Annotated in this window: 16 protein-coding genes; 10 read left to right on the top strand and 6 right to left on the bottom strand. The window is 59.9% G+C overall.

The genetic code is table 11. From position 1 onward, the window contains the following. Positions 1 to 10: 10 nt before the first annotated feature. Together QTI04_RS31610 and QTI04_RS31615 are read right to left on the bottom strand one after the other, a co-directional pair. Positions 11 to 2,275: a hypothetical protein gene (locus QTI04_RS31610; RefSeq protein ID WP_286619161.1), complete on the bottom strand. Its 2,265-nt coding sequence runs from the start codon at positions 2,273 to 2,275 to the stop codon at positions 11 to 13. 366 nt (positions 2,276 to 2,641) lie between these two features. Further along, the gene (locus QTI04_RS31615; protein WP_286619162.1) at positions 2,642 to 3,829 is read right to left on the bottom strand and encodes an acyl-CoA dehydrogenase family protein; all 1,188 of its coding nucleotides are present in this window, start codon (positions 3,827 to 3,829) and stop codon (positions 2,642 to 2,644) included. A 121-nt stretch (positions 3,830 to 3,950) separates the two neighbouring features. Between QTI04_RS31615 and QTI04_RS31620 the strand changes: the two genes are divergently transcribed. Then, positions 3,951 to 4,826 (top strand): IclR family transcriptional regulator, encoded by an 876-nt coding sequence (locus tag QTI04_RS31620; protein WP_286619163.1) that lies wholly within the window; start codon positions 3,951 to 3,953, stop codon positions 4,824 to 4,826. Here the strand turns inward: QTI04_RS31620 and QTI04_RS31625 are convergent. The 4 genes from QTI04_RS31625 to QTI04_RS31640 form a co-directional block, all read right to left on the bottom strand. Further along, the gene (locus QTI04_RS31625; RefSeq protein ID WP_286619164.1) at positions 4,769 to 5,356 is read right to left on the bottom strand and encodes a DUF2889 domain-containing protein; all 588 of its coding nucleotides are present in this window, start codon (positions 5,354 to 5,356) and stop codon (positions 4,769 to 4,771) included. The genes QTI04_RS31620 and QTI04_RS31625 overlap by 58 nt on opposite strands. 4 nt (positions 5,357 to 5,360) lie before the next feature. Further along, positions 5,361 to 6,284: a tripartite tricarboxylate transporter substrate binding protein gene (locus QTI04_RS31630; protein ID WP_286619166.1), complete on the bottom strand. Its 924-nt coding sequence runs from the start codon at positions 6,282 to 6,284 to the stop codon at positions 5,361 to 5,363. 76 nt (positions 6,285 to 6,360) lie between these two features. Continuing rightward, a complete protein-coding gene (locus QTI04_RS31635; protein WP_286619168.1) occupies positions 6,361 to 7,584 on the bottom strand; it encodes an iron-containing alcohol dehydrogenase in 1,224 nt (407 codons plus the stop codon). An 18-nt stretch (positions 7,585 to 7,602) separates the two neighbouring features. Beyond that, positions 7,603 to 8,583 carry a tripartite tricarboxylate transporter substrate binding protein gene (locus QTI04_RS31640; protein ID WP_286619169.1) on the bottom strand — a complete coding sequence of 327 codons (981 nt, stop codon included), beginning with the start codon at positions 8,581 to 8,583 and terminating at the stop codon, positions 7,603 to 7,605. 220 nt (positions 8,584 to 8,803) lie between these two features. On the opposite strand from QTI04_RS31640, the gene QTI04_RS31645 reads away from it, so the two are divergent. The 9 genes from QTI04_RS31645 to QTI04_RS31685 all read left to right on the top strand — a co-directional run bounded on the left by QTI04_RS31645 (position 8,804) and on the right by QTI04_RS31685 (position 18,098). Next, positions 8,804 to 10,048: a CaiB/BaiF CoA-transferase family protein gene (locus tag QTI04_RS31645; RefSeq protein ID WP_286619171.1), complete on the top strand. Its 1,245-nt coding sequence runs from the start codon at positions 8,804 to 8,806 to the stop codon at positions 10,046 to 10,048. Beyond that, positions 10,045 to 11,262: a CaiB/BaiF CoA-transferase family protein gene (locus QTI04_RS31650; RefSeq protein WP_286619172.1), complete on the top strand. Its 1,218-nt coding sequence runs from the start codon at positions 10,045 to 10,047 to the stop codon at positions 11,260 to 11,262. The genes QTI04_RS31645 and QTI04_RS31650 overlap by 4 nt, the downstream gene beginning before the upstream one ends. Next, positions 11,259 to 12,635 carry an MmgE/PrpD family protein gene (locus QTI04_RS31655; protein ID WP_286619173.1) on the top strand — a complete coding sequence of 459 codons (1,377 nt, stop codon included), beginning with the start codon at positions 11,259 to 11,261 and terminating at the stop codon, positions 12,633 to 12,635. The genes QTI04_RS31650 and QTI04_RS31655 overlap by 4 nt, the downstream gene beginning before the upstream one ends. 11 nt (positions 12,636 to 12,646) lie before the next feature. After that, entirely contained in the window at positions 12,647 to 13,423 is a 777-nt protein-coding gene (locus QTI04_RS31660) for an enoyl-CoA hydratase/isomerase family protein (RefSeq protein ID WP_286619174.1), read from the top strand. Between the two features lie 16 nt (positions 13,424 to 13,439). Then, the gene (locus QTI04_RS31665; RefSeq protein ID WP_286605049.1) at positions 13,440 to 14,588 is read left to right on the top strand and encodes a thiolase family protein; all 1,149 of its coding nucleotides are present in this window, start codon (positions 13,440 to 13,442) and stop codon (positions 14,586 to 14,588) included. Between the two features lie 12 nt (positions 14,589 to 14,600). Next, positions 14,601 to 15,020 (top strand): Zn-ribbon domain-containing OB-fold protein, encoded by a 420-nt coding sequence (locus QTI04_RS31670; protein ID WP_286605047.1) that lies wholly within the window; start codon positions 14,601 to 14,603, stop codon positions 15,018 to 15,020. A gap of 10 nt (positions 15,021 to 15,030) precedes the next feature. Continuing rightward, entirely contained in the window at positions 15,031 to 16,176 is a 1,146-nt protein-coding gene (locus tag QTI04_RS31675) for a PrpF domain-containing protein (RefSeq protein WP_286619175.1), read from the top strand. A gap of 84 nt (positions 16,177 to 16,260) precedes the next feature. Then, positions 16,261 to 17,037, top strand: coding sequence for a class II aldolase/adducin family protein (locus QTI04_RS31680; RefSeq protein ID WP_286619177.1), 777 nt, complete (start codon positions 16,261 to 16,263; stop codon positions 17,035 to 17,037). Between the two features lie 77 nt (positions 17,038 to 17,114). Next, positions 17,115 to 18,098: a tripartite tricarboxylate transporter substrate binding protein gene (locus QTI04_RS31685; RefSeq protein ID WP_286619178.1), complete on the top strand. Its 984-nt coding sequence runs from the start codon at positions 17,115 to 17,117 to the stop codon at positions 18,096 to 18,098. Positions 18,099 to 18,100 lie beyond the last annotated feature (2 nt).

The raw sequence follows: 18,100 nt of genomic DNA on the forward strand, positions 1-18,100 counted from the left end.
TTGAGCAGGCTTATTTCAAGGACTCGAACGTGCCGTCCGAGTAGGAAACCACGCCGGTTTTCAAATTAAGAATCGCAGTCGTTGCACCGTCCTTCAGCACCGGAACACTCGGGTTCTTCGTAGCTACATCCTGGTCCGTCAGCGAGAGTGACACGCCAGTCGTGCTACCGATGGTGGCAGTAATCGGGGAGCTCGCGCCGGCGGCGCGCTTGGCACTGAAGTTGATCACAGAGGTGCCGTCGTCATACTGGCCCGACAGGGTGCCGCTCTCCTGCACGCCATTGCTGAGGCTCAAACTGAGCTTCAATTTCGGGCGCTGGGGAATCGACAGCGCACCGGAAAAGTTCATTGTCTGCCCCAAGAAGTTCTGATCGGATGGCGGCAGCGCGCTGTCGAATTTGTCGAAATCGGTGTTTTCGTACTTCAGTTCGCCGGCAAAGAGCGGGGTGCCATCCTTCGCCACCGTTCCTGAGAACGCTAGCACGGTCGGCGCATAGAGCTTGCCTTGCTTATCCCCTCTCCAGTTGGTCATGTTGATCGCCCCACTGACGGTGCTGGTGCCAGCTTCGGCCACAACCGACAGGCTGAACTCGTGCACATCCTTGGCCTCAACGGCACCCGAGGTGTTAGATGTGACGCGCAAGTGCGAACCGGGCTTAACCGTCACTTGGCCGAGCTGCGCACCGTTCAGGTACGCTGCAAGCGTGCCAGCCACTGCATACGTCGTCGAGTGACTAGCCAAGTCGGTGGTCACGGTCCCGTCCAGGTCCCACTGTTCGTAGTCCACGGTTGCAATGCCCTGCGCATCGGTGAGCGCCGGCATCTGGCCGTGAATCGAGAAATTCGCCCGATTCGTCCCGGCGGCGTAGGTGATCGTGCCGACCGCTACGTTCGGGGTATTGCCATACTTGCCTATCGTGTCAGTCGATGTCAGCAGTCCGTTGACAGTTGTCTGGAGGCGAGAACGTGCCGTGTATTGGTATGTGTTGCCGGCGGCTGGCGTGATTGCCATCGACTGGGCAACCATCCTTTGAGTGGACTTGCCGGTCGCAGAGTCATAGGAGCCGGAAACAAACTTTCGGTTGATCGCGCATTCAATGTTCAGCGCGTTCGCCGTCGTTGTCGCGGGCACGGAGTAAGCGGCGTCGCTGTAGACGGTGCATCCACCCGAAGATACGTTGACTTGTGAATTTGTGACCTTGCCGGCCTTGAAATCGGCAAGATAGTCGATCGCAAAGGTGGGCACGCTCAACCAGTTCGCCAAGTCCTTGTCGACCGGCGCCAAAGCGCTGCTGAAATCGTCACTTATCGCGGAGGCTTGGGCCTCCAGCACGGTCTTGCCATCCGCGATGGCATTGAGATTGTTGCGCAGACTGGCGAAAAGCTTCTTGGTTGTTTCCACGCCGCTCTCCTGCACAGGCGGGACAGGTTCGACAACCACAGGGTCCTTGATCGCCGGCAGCAGGTCAATTGCCCGCTTGCCTGTCATGTTGATCGTGTCATCGGCGGCCACTGCCTTGGCGGCCTCTTCCAGCGTCGCGCCAATCTTACCCAGCGTCATGCTGCTGCCGGACAGGGTGGCCGCGTTCGAAAGCGCTTCTACGACGCACTTGAGGTCAGCTGGCGCGCATCCGAGTGCGCCATCTTTGCTCATCTTAGAAATCGCGGCCAGTATCAACGCCTGGATTTTCTGCTGTTCGCTGGCGCCGGCAGCCTGCGGCGAGTTGGAATTGATTGGCTTGACTGTTTCTGGATCGAAACCGAATGCGGCGCGCAGCCCCTGCTTGGCCTGCGTCACGTTCGAAAGGGTCAGCCCGCCCGGCAATTTTTCGGCCATTCTGACTGACATTTCTGTCAGCGGAGTCACAGCGCCCGTATATGAGTTTGCGCCTTCGGCCAAGGTCACGACGTTGCGCATTACCATGTTGGCCGGAACCGGAAGGTCCAGGCCCGTTGCTTCATCAACTATGATCGCGCCGGGAGCTGCGCTAACCTCGATGACGAACAGCAGCACGCCATTGGGAATCGCCACTGTAAAGGTGCCGTCGCTGCCTGTTTTAACGTCGGCCGCAATCGGCGACGTGCTTTTTTTGCCCTGTGCATCAATCGCAAAAACCTGGACCAAGCCGCCTCGGATGATGCCCTTAGCAGCCGTACCCGACACCTCGCGGGTGGCACTTGGATTGGGGGTGGTAGTGCTGTATCCGCCACCGCCACCGCCGCCGCATCCGGCAGCCAACAGGACGATTGACAGTGCACTCAGTCTAAATGACATTAAGACTTTATTATTCATTTTACTTAAGGTATTTAATGGAAAGGTGAAAGGAATTCCGGAAGCTGTACGCCACGGTGTGGCCGCTGGGCAGACGAATTACTGCAGCGCCAATGATTCCAGGATCATTATATTATGTAACAAATGACACATTCAGAAACATAATTGCGTGGCCCCGATTTTTCACGCTGTTGTAGAAAATTCCTGCGAGTCGATCAGCCCCGACTCGTTGCCTCCATGGGATGGATCAGCCTTCCAGCCGTCAGCTTGTTCGCGGAGGAGACGAAAGACGAGCCTGTCTCGCTTACCGTAATGAGATTAGGCTCATCGTGTGGCAAGAGCTGCGGAGTGAGACCGCAGCTTGGTTTGCTACGCCGAGGGCAGACCGTTCTTCAGGAGGTCTCGGGCGATGACCCAGCGGTGGACCTCACTGGGGCCTTCGACGATTCGAAGCACACGCGCAGAGCGCGCGATGTACTCGAGCGGCAGCTCCTTGGACAAGCCCATGCCGCCAAACAACTGGATGGCGCGGTCGACGACTCGTTGAATGAGTTCGGTGGCTTGCACCTTCACCATGGAGCCATCTCGGCGGAAATCCTTCGCGCCTTGGTCGATCTTCCAAGCGAGCTGATAGACCTGCAGACGCACCATCTCAAGCTCCTGCCAGCTATCTGCAATCATCCATTGAATGGCCTGCCGATCCGCGAGGAGCTGGCCGAAGGTCTTCCGCGTGTTTGCTTGCTCAATCATCATCTGCAGGCAGCGCTCGGCAAGGCCCAGACAACGGGACGCGATGTCCAGGCGCCGCACGCCCAGGCGGTTGGTGATGGGAACAAACGCATTGCCCACTTCCCCGAGGACCTGGCCGTCGTCCAGTTCCACGTTGTCGAAGAACACTTGATACGGGTGATACTCCCCAATCATCGGGTAGGAGGTTGGGATGCTCACGCCTGGGTGGTCGCGATCCACGAGGAATGCTGTCATGCCTCCTCTTGAGCCCTTGGATGGATCGGTAACGGCCACCACAATCATGAAGTGGGAGCGCCTTGCGTTGCTGATCCACATCTTGGCGCCATTGATCACCCACTTCCCGTTGCGTCGCTCGGCGCGGGTGCGGATTCCCGCCGCATCCGAACCCGCTCCCTCCTCGGACAGGGCAATACAACTCTTCTTTTCTCCGCGGACATAGGGCATCAGATACTTGTCGATCTGAGCTCCCTTGCATTGCTCCTTCAGCAAGTAGAGGTTCGGACTGTCTGGCGGAGGCACGAATGGGATGATCGAGTGCTTGAGCTGCTCGGTCACCACGCACTTTGCGAGCATGCCGAAGGCTTGGCCACCGTATTCTTCAGGAACATCGATCCCCCAAAGGCCGATCGATCGAGCCTTCTCTTGCAGGGCATGTTCGACCTCCGGCGGCAACAGCGAATCGTCCTTCATACCCCTCTCGGATTCGCGTCGAATCACGAGGCTCTCCAGGGGCTTGAGTTCTCTTTCGGTGAACTCGCGCACGGTGTCGCGAATCATCCTTGTTGTTTCCGGCATCTCAAAGTTCATCTGCGCTTTCCTTCTCTACCATGTTCCATAAAGTGGACAGACTGCTCGCGTCCGACATGGACAATCATAGGAACAATGACGCTAGACTTGGCGCCAGAGACAGACAAAAGGAGTCCATCAGATGAGACAAGAAGAGAGCGGGTCCGCGGCACGCGGAGGAGGGGGCAGCCAGGTGGTACAGCGAGTTGCACTACTGATGCGCCTGGTTGCTGCCTCGCAGCGCTCGGGCCTGCGCCTTGCGGACCTCTATCGCACCGCCCAGCTCGAGAGACCGACGGCCCATCGTCTACTGCAGGCGCTGGTCGCGGAACGGCTGCTGCGGCAAGACGGCCAGAATCGTCGCTATTTTCTGGGTCCCGCGATGTACGAAATGGGTTTGGCGGCGTCTCCACAGCTCGCATTGCGAGACATTTGCCATCCGCAGTTGGAGCGCATCGCTCAGCTCACCGGCGATACTGTCTTCCTCACAGAGCGCTCTGGTCTGGATGGCGTATGCATTGATAGGGCCGAAGGCAACGCACCAATCAAGGCGTACGTTCTCGACGTCGGCAAGCGTAGACCACTGACCGTGGGAGGAGGCTCGTGCGCGATCCTCAGCGCGATGGACAACGTCGAATTCGACAGAGTCTGCCGCAGCAATCTTGAACGCACCCTGAAGCGGTTTCCGCGGTACTCCGAGACCTCGCTTCGCAGGAACGTTGCGCGAGCACGCATGCTCGGTTACGTCTACAGCAAGGTGATCGAGTTGCCCGACGTGCGAACGGTCGCCGTAGCTATTCGTGATCCAGGCGGGTCTTCCATCGCGGCGGTCAGTGTGTCAACTGTGTCAAGTCGGATGCCGGAGGCACGCGCAGAAGAAGTTGCTGAGGTGCTGCGTAGAGCAGTCGATGCTATCCAGGCTGCGCTGATTGAAAGAGAGCAGGCGCCTCTTGCAAAGACTCAGCGACCCGAGGTAGGCGTCTCCGGAGGGCGCCAGCCAAAGAACTCCGGTCTGTAGCGCCGAACCGGCTCACCGTCGAATGCCCAGCCCAGGCACTCGCCAAGCGGGGCCTTTGGTGTTGCCATCACCTTCTCAGGAATGCCCGCGAGCCGACGCTGATGCATCCGGTATCGGCCAACCGTCTGGAAGGCAGCAGTTCCCATCCCGAAGAGCAGCTCTCGCAAATGAGTACAGCCGGCCTCGCCTCCCATCGTCTCCGCAATCACCTTGCGCCAACCCGACTTGATCGAGCGTCCAATCAGCTTCTCAAGTGGAGCCTTGGCCTGTTGACACTCTCCAAAAGGGGTTGCCTCCATCTCGGCGGATACCTCTCGAATGACAAAATCATCATCGATGGTCAAGCGGATCTTCATCTTGTGAATGGGATCGCCCGCGGCAAGGTGGCCACGTTCGGTGGCCATCTGGTCGTACCCCTTCGTGTCCAAGAGAGAGCCCTCAATGTCCCACAGCTCATCCTTGCGAAGGAAGGTTCGGTAGGACACGTCTCGCAGGTGAATGGGCACCCTGGTATAGCCTTGAGCAGCCATTGAGTTACTCCAAAGTGATGTTCTTGGCCTTGATCACCGCAGACCACCGGCCCTTGTCCTCAGCCAGGATCTGGTCGAACTGAGACGGCTTGTGAGGTGCGGGAACGAGATAGGCCTCGCCCAGGAAGCGTTCCTTGTAGCCAGGATCAGAAAGTGCATAGTTGGCCGCATCATTCAAGACTGCCAGAACTTCAGGCGGAGTGGATTTGCGGGCCACCATGCCATACCTCACCATCGCCTCCAGGCCCGGGTAGCCGACATCTTTCAGCGTCGGAACGTTGGGAAGGACATTCACAGGCTCCTTGGTGACAAGAGCGAGGGCTTTGAGCTTTCCTGATTTCACGTAGGGCAACGAGGAGCCCACGATTCCAAACATTACCTGCACTTGACCTCCGAGCAACGCCTGGATTGCCGGAGCGCCCCCCGTATAGGGGACATGTGTCATGTCGATGCCCGTACCCTGTGCGAACATCTCGCCTGCGAGATGAAATGCTCCTCCCGTGCCTGTGGAACTGTAGTTCAGCTTCCCTGGGTGCGCCTTCCCATAGGCTATGAACTCCTGAAGGTTGTTGACCGGTAGCGAGGCGTTCACGAGCAGGACCAACGGAACGTTTGCAGCCAAGGCCACCGCGGCGAAGTCCCGATCCGCGTTGTAACCCAGCTTCTTGTAAAGCAGGCCATTCAATACAAGTGCCGAGTCCGACGCAAAGAAGAGCGTGTACCCGTCGGCCGGAGCATTGGCGACTGCTTGTGCCGCAATCGCTGCGTTTGCGCCTGGCTTGTTTTCCACAACGATCGGCTGATTCAAGCGTTTTGCCATCAACTGAGCCATGTAGCGAGCAATGGTGTCAACTGATGCGCCAGGATTGAACGGAACGATCATCCTGATCGGGCGGGTCGGAAAATCTTGTGCGTTGACCGAGCTCATGGCTACCGCGGACATTGCCAGCGTAGCTAGCACTCTGGTGAATTGCTTTCGGTTCATTGACTTCAGTTGCTTACGGTTAATTTGAGGTCACAGAGTTCAGCATCCGTGCTAGACGTTCGGTTTTGTCGTTCATCCAGCCATCGGCATTGCAGTTGAACGTTCGTAGCGCCTCCTGCAGTACCGCGTCAGTGGCACGCTGGGTTAGTTGAAGCCCGGTGAGACGTCTACTGGGCCCATACATGCTGAGGGCCACCTCGACTGCATCGGCGACGTGATCCAATGACTCGTCCTTCGCACCCAGCAGTCGACCAAGGTCCGAAACTGCTTCTGGACAGAGGTCGCCAAATGCGCGAATGGCTGCTCCGGTGACCGCCAGCGTCACTTCGGACTGGTTTGGTCCCAGACCTCTGTTGAATAGGCCCTGTGCGAGCATGTAGGTCGCCCGACTGATGGCGTGCATGCGAATCACGCTGCCGGCGGCCGCACCTAGCGGGGCACCTCCGTCATCTTCGTCTCGGGTGCGAAGCATTGCAGCGGCACACAGTTCGGCCCGCACTGTCCAATCGGTGGGGTCATCGATGCGGCTGGCAGCATTGCGTGCAATCTCCCAGCACTGCCTTCGGCTGGCGAGGACGAGCGGATTGGCGTCGGACGAGCCGGCAAGACCCATCGATGCCCACCAATACTCCATCCCAGCGGAAGAGCGCACAAGGCTAGGCGGCGCAGTCAGAAGGGCCTGCGCATCCCAAAAGACAGCTTGCGGTCGAGTCTTCGGGTCGAAGAACTCCAACTGCCGGTCCGCGTCGACATCGCGAATCGACGCCCCCGAGCGGTTCTGGCTGCTCGTGGCCGCGGTGAGCACGTTGTAGATCGGCACCTTAGGAGCCCGGAGCTTGGTACCGACCGCCCTCCCGTCAACGTACTGAGTGGCCAGGTCTTCAAGTGCTCCAGCCTCTCCTAGGCGAATCGCAACTACCCTCGCGGCCTTCGTCACACTCCCTGCGCCTATCGCAATCAAGGCATCAGCTTCAAGTCGCTGCGCATAGGCAGCAGCTGCCTCGACCTCACTTCGAGGCGCCCCTGCGGAGATCTCGGCAAAAACGCCGGCGACCCGGCCATCGGCCATTGCAAGAACGTCGTTCACCAACGAAGACCTTTCTCGGATAGTGCGACCGCAAACGATCACAGCTCGCCGTGCCTGCGAGCGCGCAAGCTCAGACGGCAAATTTGCCAGTGCGCCCTGGCCGCTGTAGATTCGCAGGGCGTGGCTCGCAGCGCGGAACGTGTGCTTGTAGTGCATTCAAAGTCGCCTTCGGCACTACTCCGGCTTGATGTCCGCTGCCTTGATCACGGTCTCCCACTTCTTTGATTCGGCCTTGATCGTGTCGCCCATTTGTTTGGCTGAGCCTCCATCAACGATGTAGCCCTGCTCCTGCAAGCGCGATGCGTTCTCCTTCAATGCCTTCACGATTGAAGCGTGTAGCTTTTGAAGGATCGGCTCGGCAACTCCCGCTGGGGCCACAAAACCATACCAGGTATCGGAGTTGTAGCCATTCACGCCGCTCTCGCTCACGGTCGGCACATCAGGCAGATTTGGATCTCGCTTGTCGCTACCCACGGCAATCGCTCGAATCTTTCCGGCCTTGATTTGCGGTAGCGCCGAAGGCACCTGAACGAACATGAGTTGCACCTGCCCAGCCAGTAGGTCATTCATCGCAGGGGCACCTCCCTTGTACGGGATATGCAGCATGCTCACATTCGCCATCGACTTGAACAGTTCTCCGGCCAAGTGCTGGGAGGTGCCGGTTCCAGCGGAGCCGTAATTCAGCTTGCCGGCATTCGCCTTCGCGTACGCAAGAAGGTCCTGAACATTTCGCACTCGCAGCGACGGATGCACCACCGTAACGATTGGCATGCGGACTGCAATGGTCAACGGCGTGAAGTCCTTGATCGGGTCGTACGGCAGCCTCGGATAGATGTGCTGGTTCATTGTCACGATACCTGCAGAGGTCAGCAGGAACGTGTACCCATCGGGTGCGGCGCGGGCGACTTGCTCGGCAGCAAGAATGCCACCCGCGCCGGGTTTGTTCTCGACGATGACAGGTTGCCCCAAGTCCTTGGACATCGATTGCGCGACTGTTCTGGCGAGCAGGTCGGTACTTGCGCCTGCAGCGAAGGGCGCGATCAGTCGAATGGGCTTGGTTGGAAAGTCTTGAGCGTTCGACGCAGAGGCGAAGGCAAGGCAAAAAGAAGCGACGGCCATGTGCATGCACTGCCTACGGCGCGGATTGAAGGTCACTTGAGGCTCCTGGAAATGATTGACTCAAGTTTCTGGTAGCCGGCGCGCGCTGGGAACTGGGTCGAGACATGAATACGTCCATATAGCGAGATTCGAAGGGAGGCCAGCCGATCGAAGGTCGTCCTGTGCATTCTCACTATATGGACGCTATTGACCCGCGGACAGATTGTTTTGAGCAGTGCCCGAACCTACGATCGACGCCAAGATGACGTTAGACGTAATGCAACCCCAACTCGGTCCCTTGGCGGGAATTCGAGTCCTCGATTTGTCCGGTGGCGCCGAACAGTATTGTGGCAAGCTGTTCGCGCAACTTGGCGCAGATGTTCTGCTCGTAGAGCCGCTTGCTGGCTCCAGCCAGCGCAGAGAGGCCCCGTTCATCGATGGGAGCGCCCATCCGGAAACGAGCCTGTCTTTCGCCTACTTCAACCAAGGAAAGCGCGGCATCGCACTGGATCTGGATTCAGGTGCGGGTCAGGACGTTCTGCTGAAGCTTGCAGGCGGGGCTGACCTGGTGATCGAAAGCGAGCGTCCAGGGCTGATGACAGAGCGAGGCCTCGACGCAAAATCGTTGTCGCAGACCAATCCATCGCTCGTGGTCACCAGCATCACTCCCTTTGGTCAGGAGGGGCCCTACGCGCAGTTCGAAGGTGGAGACCTTGTCACATTGGCGTTCGGCGGACTGCTGTCGCTCGGTGGCTATCCCGAAATGGCTCCCACCGCGCCCTACGGAAATCAGGCAATCTTGTCTGCTGCTCAATTCGCAGCAGTTGCGTCAATGATGGCCCTATGGGAAGTCGAGGGACAGTCGGAGCCGAGGACCGGCCAGCATATCGACGTCTCCGTCCAGGAAAGCGTCGCTATGGCGCTCGAGAACGCAGTGCAGTTCGTGGAGCTCGAGGGCTCTATCCGAAAGCGTAACGGCGGCGAGCAGCGCCAGGCGGGGACCGGTGTCTTTCCCTGCGGTGACGGGATGATCTACCTGATGGCCGGCGGCGTTGCATCCAACAAGTTCTGGAAGACAACCGCCAACTGGCTCGTGGAAACCGGGGCGACCGGCGCCGAGGAGCTCTTGAACGACCGTTGGTTCGATCATGCGTTCCTCCAAACAGCGGAAGCCAAGCAGCTCTTCGCTGGCATCTTCCTTCCCTATGCAGCAACGCGCACCAAGGCTGAGCTCTATGAAGAGGGGCAACGGCGCCGCATCCCGATCTGCCCAGTCAGCACGACTGCCGACCTGCTGCAGAACCGGCAGCTGACGCATCGGCAGTTTTTTGAGGAGACGGTTCACCCGCATTCCGGGCGCTCATTCTTCGTCCCCGGAGCTCCGTATCGACTGAGCCAGTCTCCGTGGACGCTCGGGCGTCCCGCGCCTCAACTGGGCGAACACACCCATGAAGTTCTGGCGGAGCTTGGCCTGTCGAACGAGCAGCAGGCAGTTCTTTTGCGTGAGGGAGTGATCGCGTGAGCAAGTTTCCACTAGCCGGCATTACGGTTGCTGATTTCACCTGGATTGGTGCCGGGTCGTACACAACGAAGATCCTTGCGGACTTCGGTGCAGACGTCATCAAGATCGAGAGCACCGAGCGCATCGACACCCTGCGAGATGCCAAGCCATTCCAAGGCGGCATCCGAGGCCTCAATCGAAGCGGGTACTTCGCTGATCGCAACTCCAGCAAGCGCAGTGTCACGCTCAACTTGAAGTCCGAGGAAGGACGGAAGCTCGCACGCGAAATCATCGCCCAGAGCGACGTCGTTGCCAACAATTTCACCCCCGGCACGATGGAGAAGTTTGGCCTCGGGTATGAAGCGGTTCGCGAGTTCAAGAAGGACCTCGTCTACATCTCGATGTCCATGCATGGTCAAACCGGGCCGGAGTCCAAGTACCTGGGGTACGGTTTGACCATGGGCGCAGTCACCGGCCTGCATCATCTGTGCGGCCGCCCGGAACTTGATCCAGCGGGTACGGGCACCAACTTCCCGGATCACGTGCCCAATCCGGCGCATTCGGCCTTTGCCATCCTCGCTGCCCTGCGTCACCGTCGCCGAACTGGCGTGGGACAGTTCATCGACGTCGCTCAGATCGAGCCCACCATCGCCCTCTTGGGACCGGCAGTCCTCAACTACACGGCCAACGGCGTCGTTGCCGGCCGCGTCGGCAATCAGCACATCACGGCTGCTCCACATGGCGTGTACCCGACACGTGGCGAGGATCGCTGGATTGCGATTTCCGCGGCTACGGAAGCGGCTTGGTCGGCGTTGACCAAAGTGCTGGAGCATCCCGCCCTGGGGCAGGACGCCAGGTTCCGCACATCTGTCGGCCGGTGGGAGCACCGAGAAGCGCTCGACGCGCTGCTTTCCACTATCACGGCGGGCCATGACGCTGAACCCTTGGCAATGCAGCTGCAGCACAGTGGAGTTGCTGCCGCGCCGGTCCACGACGCCGCAGATGTCCTGCGGGACCCGCAGCTGCAGGCGCGCGGCCACTGGGTCTACCTCGAGCATCCAGAGATGGGCCGTACCGTCTACAACGCGTTGCCGTTCCGGATGTCGCGGACGCCGGGGTATCCCAATCGTCCCGCGCCTCTTCTCGGTGAACACACTGACGAGGTACTCAAGTCGATGCTTGGGTTGAAGCCCAACGAGATCGAGGCGCTGAGATCGCAGGGAGCTCTGCAATGACCACTCCGGTGAGCGCTGCCCGACTCATAGGGGAGTTCGTATCCACGTTTCGGCTGGAGAGCCCGCCCCAGCAGATCGTGGAAGCTGTTGGCCGGGTTCTGCTGGATACCTACTCGGTAGCCGTTGCTGGCAGGACCGAGGATGCCTACACGCTTGCTCTGCGCTATGCGCGTTCCGGTGCGCTCGCCGCGCCTGGCCGCGCTGCGCGGGACTGGGGCTCTGGTGAGGTGCTGCCCGTAGAAATGGCCGCCCTGACAAATGCGGTGGCAGGGCACGTCCTCGACTACGACGATGTCACGTCGCCGCTGCGGGGTCACCCGAGCGTTGCGATGATTCCTGCGCTCATCGGGCTCGCTGAGGCCATGGGCGCCGACGGTACAGAGTTCATCGCTGCCTACGTCGCTGGATTCGAGGTGATCTGCAAGCTGGCGAGAGCCATCGCGGTCAAGCACTACGCCCAAGGGTGGCACTCGACCTCGAGCATCGGGGTCATCGGTGCAGCGGTCGCGTGCGCAAGGTTGCTCGGGCTCGATGCGCAACGGACTACTCATGCCGTCGGCCTGGCGGTCGCTCAGGCCTCCGGCTGCCGCGCGAACTTTGGTACCCACGCAAAGTCATTCCAGGCTGCACATAGCAACGCGGCCGGCCTGCGTGCAGCTCTCTTGGCCGCCGAGGGGTTCGACGCAGCCGAAGCCGCTCTGGATGGGCCGTTCGGGTACATGGAACTCTACGCCCACAATGAAGAGCTGCTTCCCCAGCTCCAAGCGCTGGGGCAACACCCGCTTGAGATCGTCTCCAGCGGAATTGAGGTCAAGAAATATCCGCTTTGCTACGCGACCCATCTGACGCTCGACGGCGTGCTCGACCTCCAGGCCAGCCACCAGGTGACGCTGGCGGATGTGGAGTCGGTACATATCCATGCGAGTGCAGGTGCCCTGACGCCGCTGATTCACCTGCGCCCACAGACTGGTCTGGAAGCCAAGTTCAGCATGCAGTACGCCGTGACAGCGGCTCTGCTGGACGGATCAGTGACATTGTCGAGTTTCACGGACGAGGCCGTGCGCCGTCCCGACGCGCAGGCGTTCTTCTCTCGCGTCACGACTGACGACAAGCACGACGGACCGACGTTCCCTCGCTGGTCAGAGATCGAGATTGCCTTGCGCGGCGGCCAGCGGCTCGAGAAGCGCGTCGATGTTCTCCGTGGATCGGCCCGCGCTCCGCTCACCTCGCAGGAGCTTGAGACCAAGGTCCGAGACTGCTTCTCATGGGGCGGTGCCGCGCTTGACGTCGACCAAGTGATCAAGGGTGCGCTGTCGCTTGATCAGGTATCGATGCGTCGTTGGCTCGACCTCGCCATTCCCAAGAATCACTGAAGGAGACAGAAATGTCGTTGCTCTACGAAAAGCGTGGAGGCGTGGCCATCGTCACGTTGAACCGTCCCGAAGCCATGAATTCGATTGACACGGAGACGCGGGCCGAACTGCGGGATGCCTGGCGTCGAGCCGCGCAGGATTCGGAGGTAAGGTGCATCGTCCTCACGGGCAGCGGCGAGAAAGCCTTCTGCACGGGTTCGGATCTGAAGAAGACCATGCCCCCCAAGGAAAGCACTGCTCAGTTGGCGTTCGGCCAGGTCGATTCGAACCATCTGCTTGCTGGCATGGACATCGACACGCCGTTCATCTGCGCCATCAACGGGTATGCGATGGGGGGCGGCATGGAGCTGGCGCTGGCCTGCGACGTTCGCATCGCCTCTGACAACGCGCAGTTCGCGCTATCCGAAGTTCGCATCGGAAGCATTCCTGGCGCGGGTGGAACCCAGAACCTGCCCAGGCTAATAGGCCGAAGCGACGCGATGTTGATGCTGCTTACGGGCGAGCGCTTTGACGCACAGGAGGCCCTGCGCATGGGCTTGGTCAGCAAGGTCGTGCCTCAAGCGCAGTTGCTCGACACAGCATTGACGATCGCCGACCGCATCGCACAGAACGCGCCGCTGTCCGTGAGAGCCGTGAAGCGACTCGTTCGTGATGGCTCGTCCCTGCCCCTCGACCAGGCCATCGCAATGGAGAGCTACGTGTTCAGCATGTTGAGAGACACGGAAGACCGCATTGAAGGCAGGCGTGCGTTCCAAGAGAAGCGCCCACCTGTCTACCGAGGACGCTAAGGAGAACTGAAGGACCATGACCAACACATTGAAAGACAAAATTGCCATCGTTGGCGTCGGAGCGACGGCGCAAGGCAAGCTCCCGGGCTCTACCCCTATTACGCTCGGAACCGAAGCCTTCAAACGCGCGCTAGATGACGCCGGTTTGCACAAGGATCAGATCGACGGCTTGCTGACCATGCCCGGCACCACCTCGCCGGAAGCTTCGCTGAACTACCTGAGGATGGGCGAGACCTTGGGTATCGATCCAAAGTACACGGGCAGCATGACGATGGGCGGAGGCACGTGCGGCGCCCTGATCCAGAACGCAGCGATGGCGATCGAATCCGGGATGGCCGACTACGTTGCCTGCGTCTTTGCCGATACGGCACGTACCGGCAACTATCGGTTCTCGCGCGCCTCTGGCTGGGGCGATTCCTGGGGCATCTGGGGGATGTTCGGTGCTGCCGCAAACAGTGCCATTGCGGCAAGCCGGCATATGGCGCTGTATGGGACCACCAGTCGCCACCTTGGCAATGTCGCGGTCGCATGCCGGAAGCACGCTTCCATGAACCCGAACGCTGTGATGCGCGACCCCATCACCATCGATGACCACCAGAACTCTCGCTGGGTTGTCGAGCCGTTCCATCTGCTCGATTGCTGTTTGATCAGCGACGGTGGTGTGTGTGTGATTCTGACGTCGGCCGAGCGCGCCAAAGATCTGAAGCAAAAGCCCGTTCTGATCTCCGGCATGGGCCAGGCCTACACCACACAGAACATGGAGCGGGAAAACTGGTGGTACGTACCTCACCAGAAGGATGCCTTGGACCGCGCATTCGCAATGGCCGGCATGAGCGCCAAAGACATTGATGTCGCCCAGCTCTATGACAACTTCTCCATGAGCGTGATTCTCTGGCTGGAGCACGCCGGATTCTGCGGCGTGGGCGAAGGCGGTCCGTTCACCGAAGGTGGTCGGATCCAACTGGGTGGGCAGCTCCCCGTCAATACGGCCGGCGGGAACCTTTCGGAGTCGTACATGGAAGGCTGGCTCCATGTCGTCGAAGGCGTCCGACAAATGCGAGGTGAGTGCGGTGATCGCCAGGTGAAGGACGCGGAGACCTGCCTGGTGACCGGCCGCGGCATGACGCTTAACTGCTCGAACGCAATGATCTTGTGCCCCGCCTGAGGAGATTCACCAATGACTGAAACCTTGAACTACTCGAAGCCGCTTCCGTCCCTCGAGGCAAGCAACAAGCCCTTCTGGGACGCCGCGCGCTCCGGCAAGCTGGCACTGCAACACTGCGCCGATTGCGAGAAAGTACGGTACCCCATCAATCACGTCTGCCCGCATTGCCTTAGCGACCGGTTCGAATGGAAGGCAGTGTCTGGGCGAGGCACTGTCTACTCCAGCATCGTCTTCCACCAGGTCTACAACCAGGCGTTTGCAGGTGACGTACCGTACAACGTCTCCTTGATCCAGCTCGAAGAGGGCCCCCGAATGATCAGCAATGTGGTCGGGCTCCCTCCCAGTGAGGTCAAAGTTGGCGACCGGGTGCAGGTGGTCTTCGATCCGGTGACCCCGGAGATCTCGATCCCTCGCTTCCAACGCGCCGGCTAAGGAACGCGCAGTGTCACGCGAAAAACTTCCCTTTGTGCTGATGCGCGGAGGCACAAGCAAGGGCGTCTTTCTCAAGGAGGAGGACGTGCCTTCCGACAGGGCGAAGTTGACAGACCTGCTACTCGACCTGTTCGGCAGCCCGGATCGCCGTCAAATTGATGGCCTCGGCGGGGCCGACAAGCTGACCAGCAAGGCGGCAATCATCGGACCGCCGAGTCGAGGGGGTACCGATGTCGACTATCTGTTTGGCCAAGTAGGGACTGTCCGTCCTGAGGTGGACTACAACCTGAACTGCGGGAATTTGACCGCCGCGGTGGGCGTTTACGCGATTGAAGAAGGATTCGTGGCACCCGTGGAAGGGACGACCGTCGTCCGAGTTCACACGGTCAACACCAATCGCGTCGTTCGCGTTGAAGTTCCGGTGAAGCAGGGCAGGCCCGTCACGGTGGGCAATGCACAAATTGGTGGAGTTCCAGGTACAGGGGCTCCCATTTCACTCGACTTTGCCGAGGCAGTGGGATCAATCACGGGAACGCTGCTCCCTACCGGCAATGTTTTGGATCTCCTGGACGTGCCAGGCGTGGGCCACGTTGAAGCCTCCATCGTTGACGGTCCGAACCTGGCCGTTTACGTTCATCACTCATCGCTCGGAATGAGTGGCGTCGAATCTCCCGATCAAATCGATTCGAACGAAGAGCTCAAGGCGCGCATGGACGCGATTCGAAAGGTCGTGGCCTATCGCTGTGGACTGCGCGAATACTGGGACAGTCGACTGGCACCGTCGACGCCAATGCTCATCGTCCTGAGCGGTCCCCAGTCCTATCGCACTTGCACCCAGAGTGACTTGGTAGCTGCCGAGAGCTTCGATCTCGTCGTGCGCCAGTACGCTTCGGGCTCGGCCAGCAAGACTCTTGCAGGAACACTGACGGCGACAACTGGCGTTGCATGCCGGCTGCCAGGCAGTCTTCCCCACCGGCTGATCGCAGCCAACGATGCACGCCGCGGGGGTACGACGTTGACCTTCGGGCACCCCTCCGGGGTCATCAACGTAGACGCGGACCTCGAGTCGGACGGTTCCAAGGTCCGCAGGCTCGTAGTAATTCGAACCGCACGAAGACTCGCGGAAGGCAGTGCGTTCTTGAAGAGACCGTTCTGAGCTGAAGCGGCCGTAGCCTGTGGACGCCACCCAGTGCGCGTCCGTTCACCTCATCACAGATTGTTTGGCAAAAGGAGACTAAGAATGTCCATCGGTCGCGTAGAGCTTCCATCGCTCAAATCTCGTTGCTCCGAAGTGGAGTGGGAAACCCGCGTCAATCTGGCGGCGTGCTATCGCCTTCTCGAGCGGATGGGGCTCTCAGATCTGACCAACACGCACACAAGCGCGCGAATCCCAGGCACCGAGCATTTCCTGATCAATCCGTATCACTGGACGTTCGATGAGGTCACGGCCTCGAGCCTGGTGAAGATCGACATCGAAGGTCAGATCATTGACCGGGCCGCGGACGATCTCGACATCAATCCGGCGGGCTATGTCATTCACAGCGCAGTGCATCAGGCGCGCCCGGACGTGCAATGCGTCATTCACACCCACACGCGTGCCGGCACGGCACTCTCGGCCTTGAAGTGCGGCCTGCTGCCAATCAGTCAGAAGGCAATGCGATTCCATGGCCGGATTGCGTACCACCAGTACGAAGGCCCTGCAATCAATCTGGAAGAGCGAGCCCGGTTGCAGCGGCATCTTGGCGACAAGAACGCATTGATCCTCTTCAATCACGGGCTGCTCACTTGTGCAAGCACCACTGCTGAGGCGTTCAACGCCATGCTGTCGCTGGACCGCGCGTGCCAGATCCAGATAGACGCGATGAGTTGCAACACGGAACTCGAGACCCCAAGCGAGGAGATCCAGAACCTGACGGCGCGGCTCTTTGATCCCACCGTGCGACGGCCGTATGGGGTGAAGGAGTGGCCGGCCATGCTGCGCATGCTCGATCGCAAGGATCCGAGCTTTCGCGATTGAGCGCGAGAGCTGCCACACCGAAGAACAGGGGAGTGGAGAGCGGTGGCGTTCCCCTCGTCCAGAACAAGGAGACTGTTGTGACTTCAAGAGAAATGCTGGTCCGTCGCAGGCTGCTTGGTGCCGCCGCCGGCGTTGCTGGCTTAGCGAGCCTGGGCGTACAAGCTCAGCCGGTAAAGCGGCCCGTAACGGTGTACTGCGGCTTCCCGCCAGGTGCGGCAGTAGATACGGTTGCCAGGTTGGTGACCAGCAACCTCGAGGGTCTGGGAAACCTCATCGTTGAGAACAAAGCAGGTGCCGGTGGGGTGCTCGTAGCCGGCATCGTAGCCCGAGCCGAGCCCAATGGAAGTGTCCTGCTGTTCTCGGCTTACGCGGGGTTGGTCACGGCGAAGGCCGTTGGCAGATCGGACGTGGTCGACCTGACCGAGGAGCTGACGCCCATCGCCTACATCGGCCCGAACACGAACTTGATTGTTGTTCGCGCAGGTCTGCCAGTTACCGACTTCAAGAGCTTCCTGGCCTACGCGAAGACCGCCCCGAATGGCCTCACGGTCGGGACGAATGGGATTGGCGGCTCCTACCACTTAGGACTCGAGCAGCTCAACGCGCTCGCTGGCGTCAAGTTGATACACGTCCCGTACAAGGGCGGGGGACCGGCAATGCAGGACATGCTGGGCGGACGACTTGATGCGATGTTTGCCACGTACTCTCTCGCCAAGCCGCACATGGCCGCGGGAAAGCTGCGACCGATCGCTGTAGCGAACAACGTGAGGTTTCCCCAGCTCCCAGACCTACCCACGGTCGCGGAGTCCGGATTCCCGGGGTACAGCATCGACGGCGGGATGGGTTTCTTCGCGCCGCGAGGGGTTCCCGCCGAAGTCGTCAAGTCGGTAAATGACGCGGTGGCCAAGTTGCTGGCAGAAGCCCGCTTCAGGGAGCGCCTGTTAGCCGAAGGCGTGATTCCCACACCCATGGCGCCATCCCAGTTCAAGGTGCATTTGAACGCGGAAGTCGACAAGGCCCGAGACATCATCAAGAAGAATCGAATTCAGTTGACGGAATGAAG

It is taken from the genome of Variovorax sp. J22R115 (assembly GCF_030317005.1).
Taxonomy (GTDB): Bacteria; Pseudomonadota; Gammaproteobacteria; order Burkholderiales; family Burkholderiaceae_C; genus Variovorax.

Excerpts from the sequence above, each read along its gene's own strand:
- QTI04_RS31610 (WP_286619161.1), bottom strand. The coding sequence starts at position 2,275 with ATGTCATTTAGACTGAGTGCACTGTCAATCGTCCTGTTGGCTGCCGGA.
- QTI04_RS31615 (WP_286619162.1), bottom strand. The coding sequence starts at position 3,829 with ATGAACTTTGAGATGCCGGAAACAACAAGGATGATTCGCGACACCGTG.
- QTI04_RS31620 (WP_286619163.1), top strand. The coding sequence starts at position 3,951 with ATGAGACAAGAAGAGAGCGGGTCCGCGGCACGCGGAGGAGGGGGCAGC.
- QTI04_RS31625 (WP_286619164.1), bottom strand. The coding sequence starts at position 5,356 with ATGGCTGCTCAAGGCTATACCAGGGTGCCCATTCACCTGCGAGACGTG.
- QTI04_RS31630 (WP_286619166.1), bottom strand. The coding sequence starts at position 6,284 with ATGAGCTCGGTCAACGCACAAGATTTTCCGACCCGCCCGATCAGGATG.
- QTI04_RS31635 (WP_286619168.1), bottom strand. The coding sequence starts at position 7,584 with ATGCACTACAAGCACACGTTCCGCGCTGCGAGCCACGCCCTGCGAATC.
- QTI04_RS31645 (WP_286619171.1), top strand. The coding sequence starts at position 8,804 with ATGCAACCCCAACTCGGTCCCTTGGCGGGAATTCGAGTCCTCGATTTG.
- QTI04_RS31655 (WP_286619173.1), top strand. The coding sequence starts at position 11,259 with ATGACCACTCCGGTGAGCGCTGCCCGACTCATAGGGGAGTTCGTATCC.
- QTI04_RS31660 (WP_286619174.1), top strand. The coding sequence starts at position 12,647 with ATGTCGTTGCTCTACGAAAAGCGTGGAGGCGTGGCCATCGTCACGTTG.
- QTI04_RS31665 (WP_286605049.1), top strand. The coding sequence starts at position 13,440 with ATGACCAACACATTGAAAGACAAAATTGCCATCGTTGGCGTCGGAGCG.
- QTI04_RS31670 (WP_286605047.1), top strand. The coding sequence starts at position 14,601 with ATGACTGAAACCTTGAACTACTCGAAGCCGCTTCCGTCCCTCGAGGCA.
- QTI04_RS31680 (WP_286619177.1), top strand. The coding sequence starts at position 16,261 with ATGTCCATCGGTCGCGTAGAGCTTCCATCGCTCAAATCTCGTTGCTCC.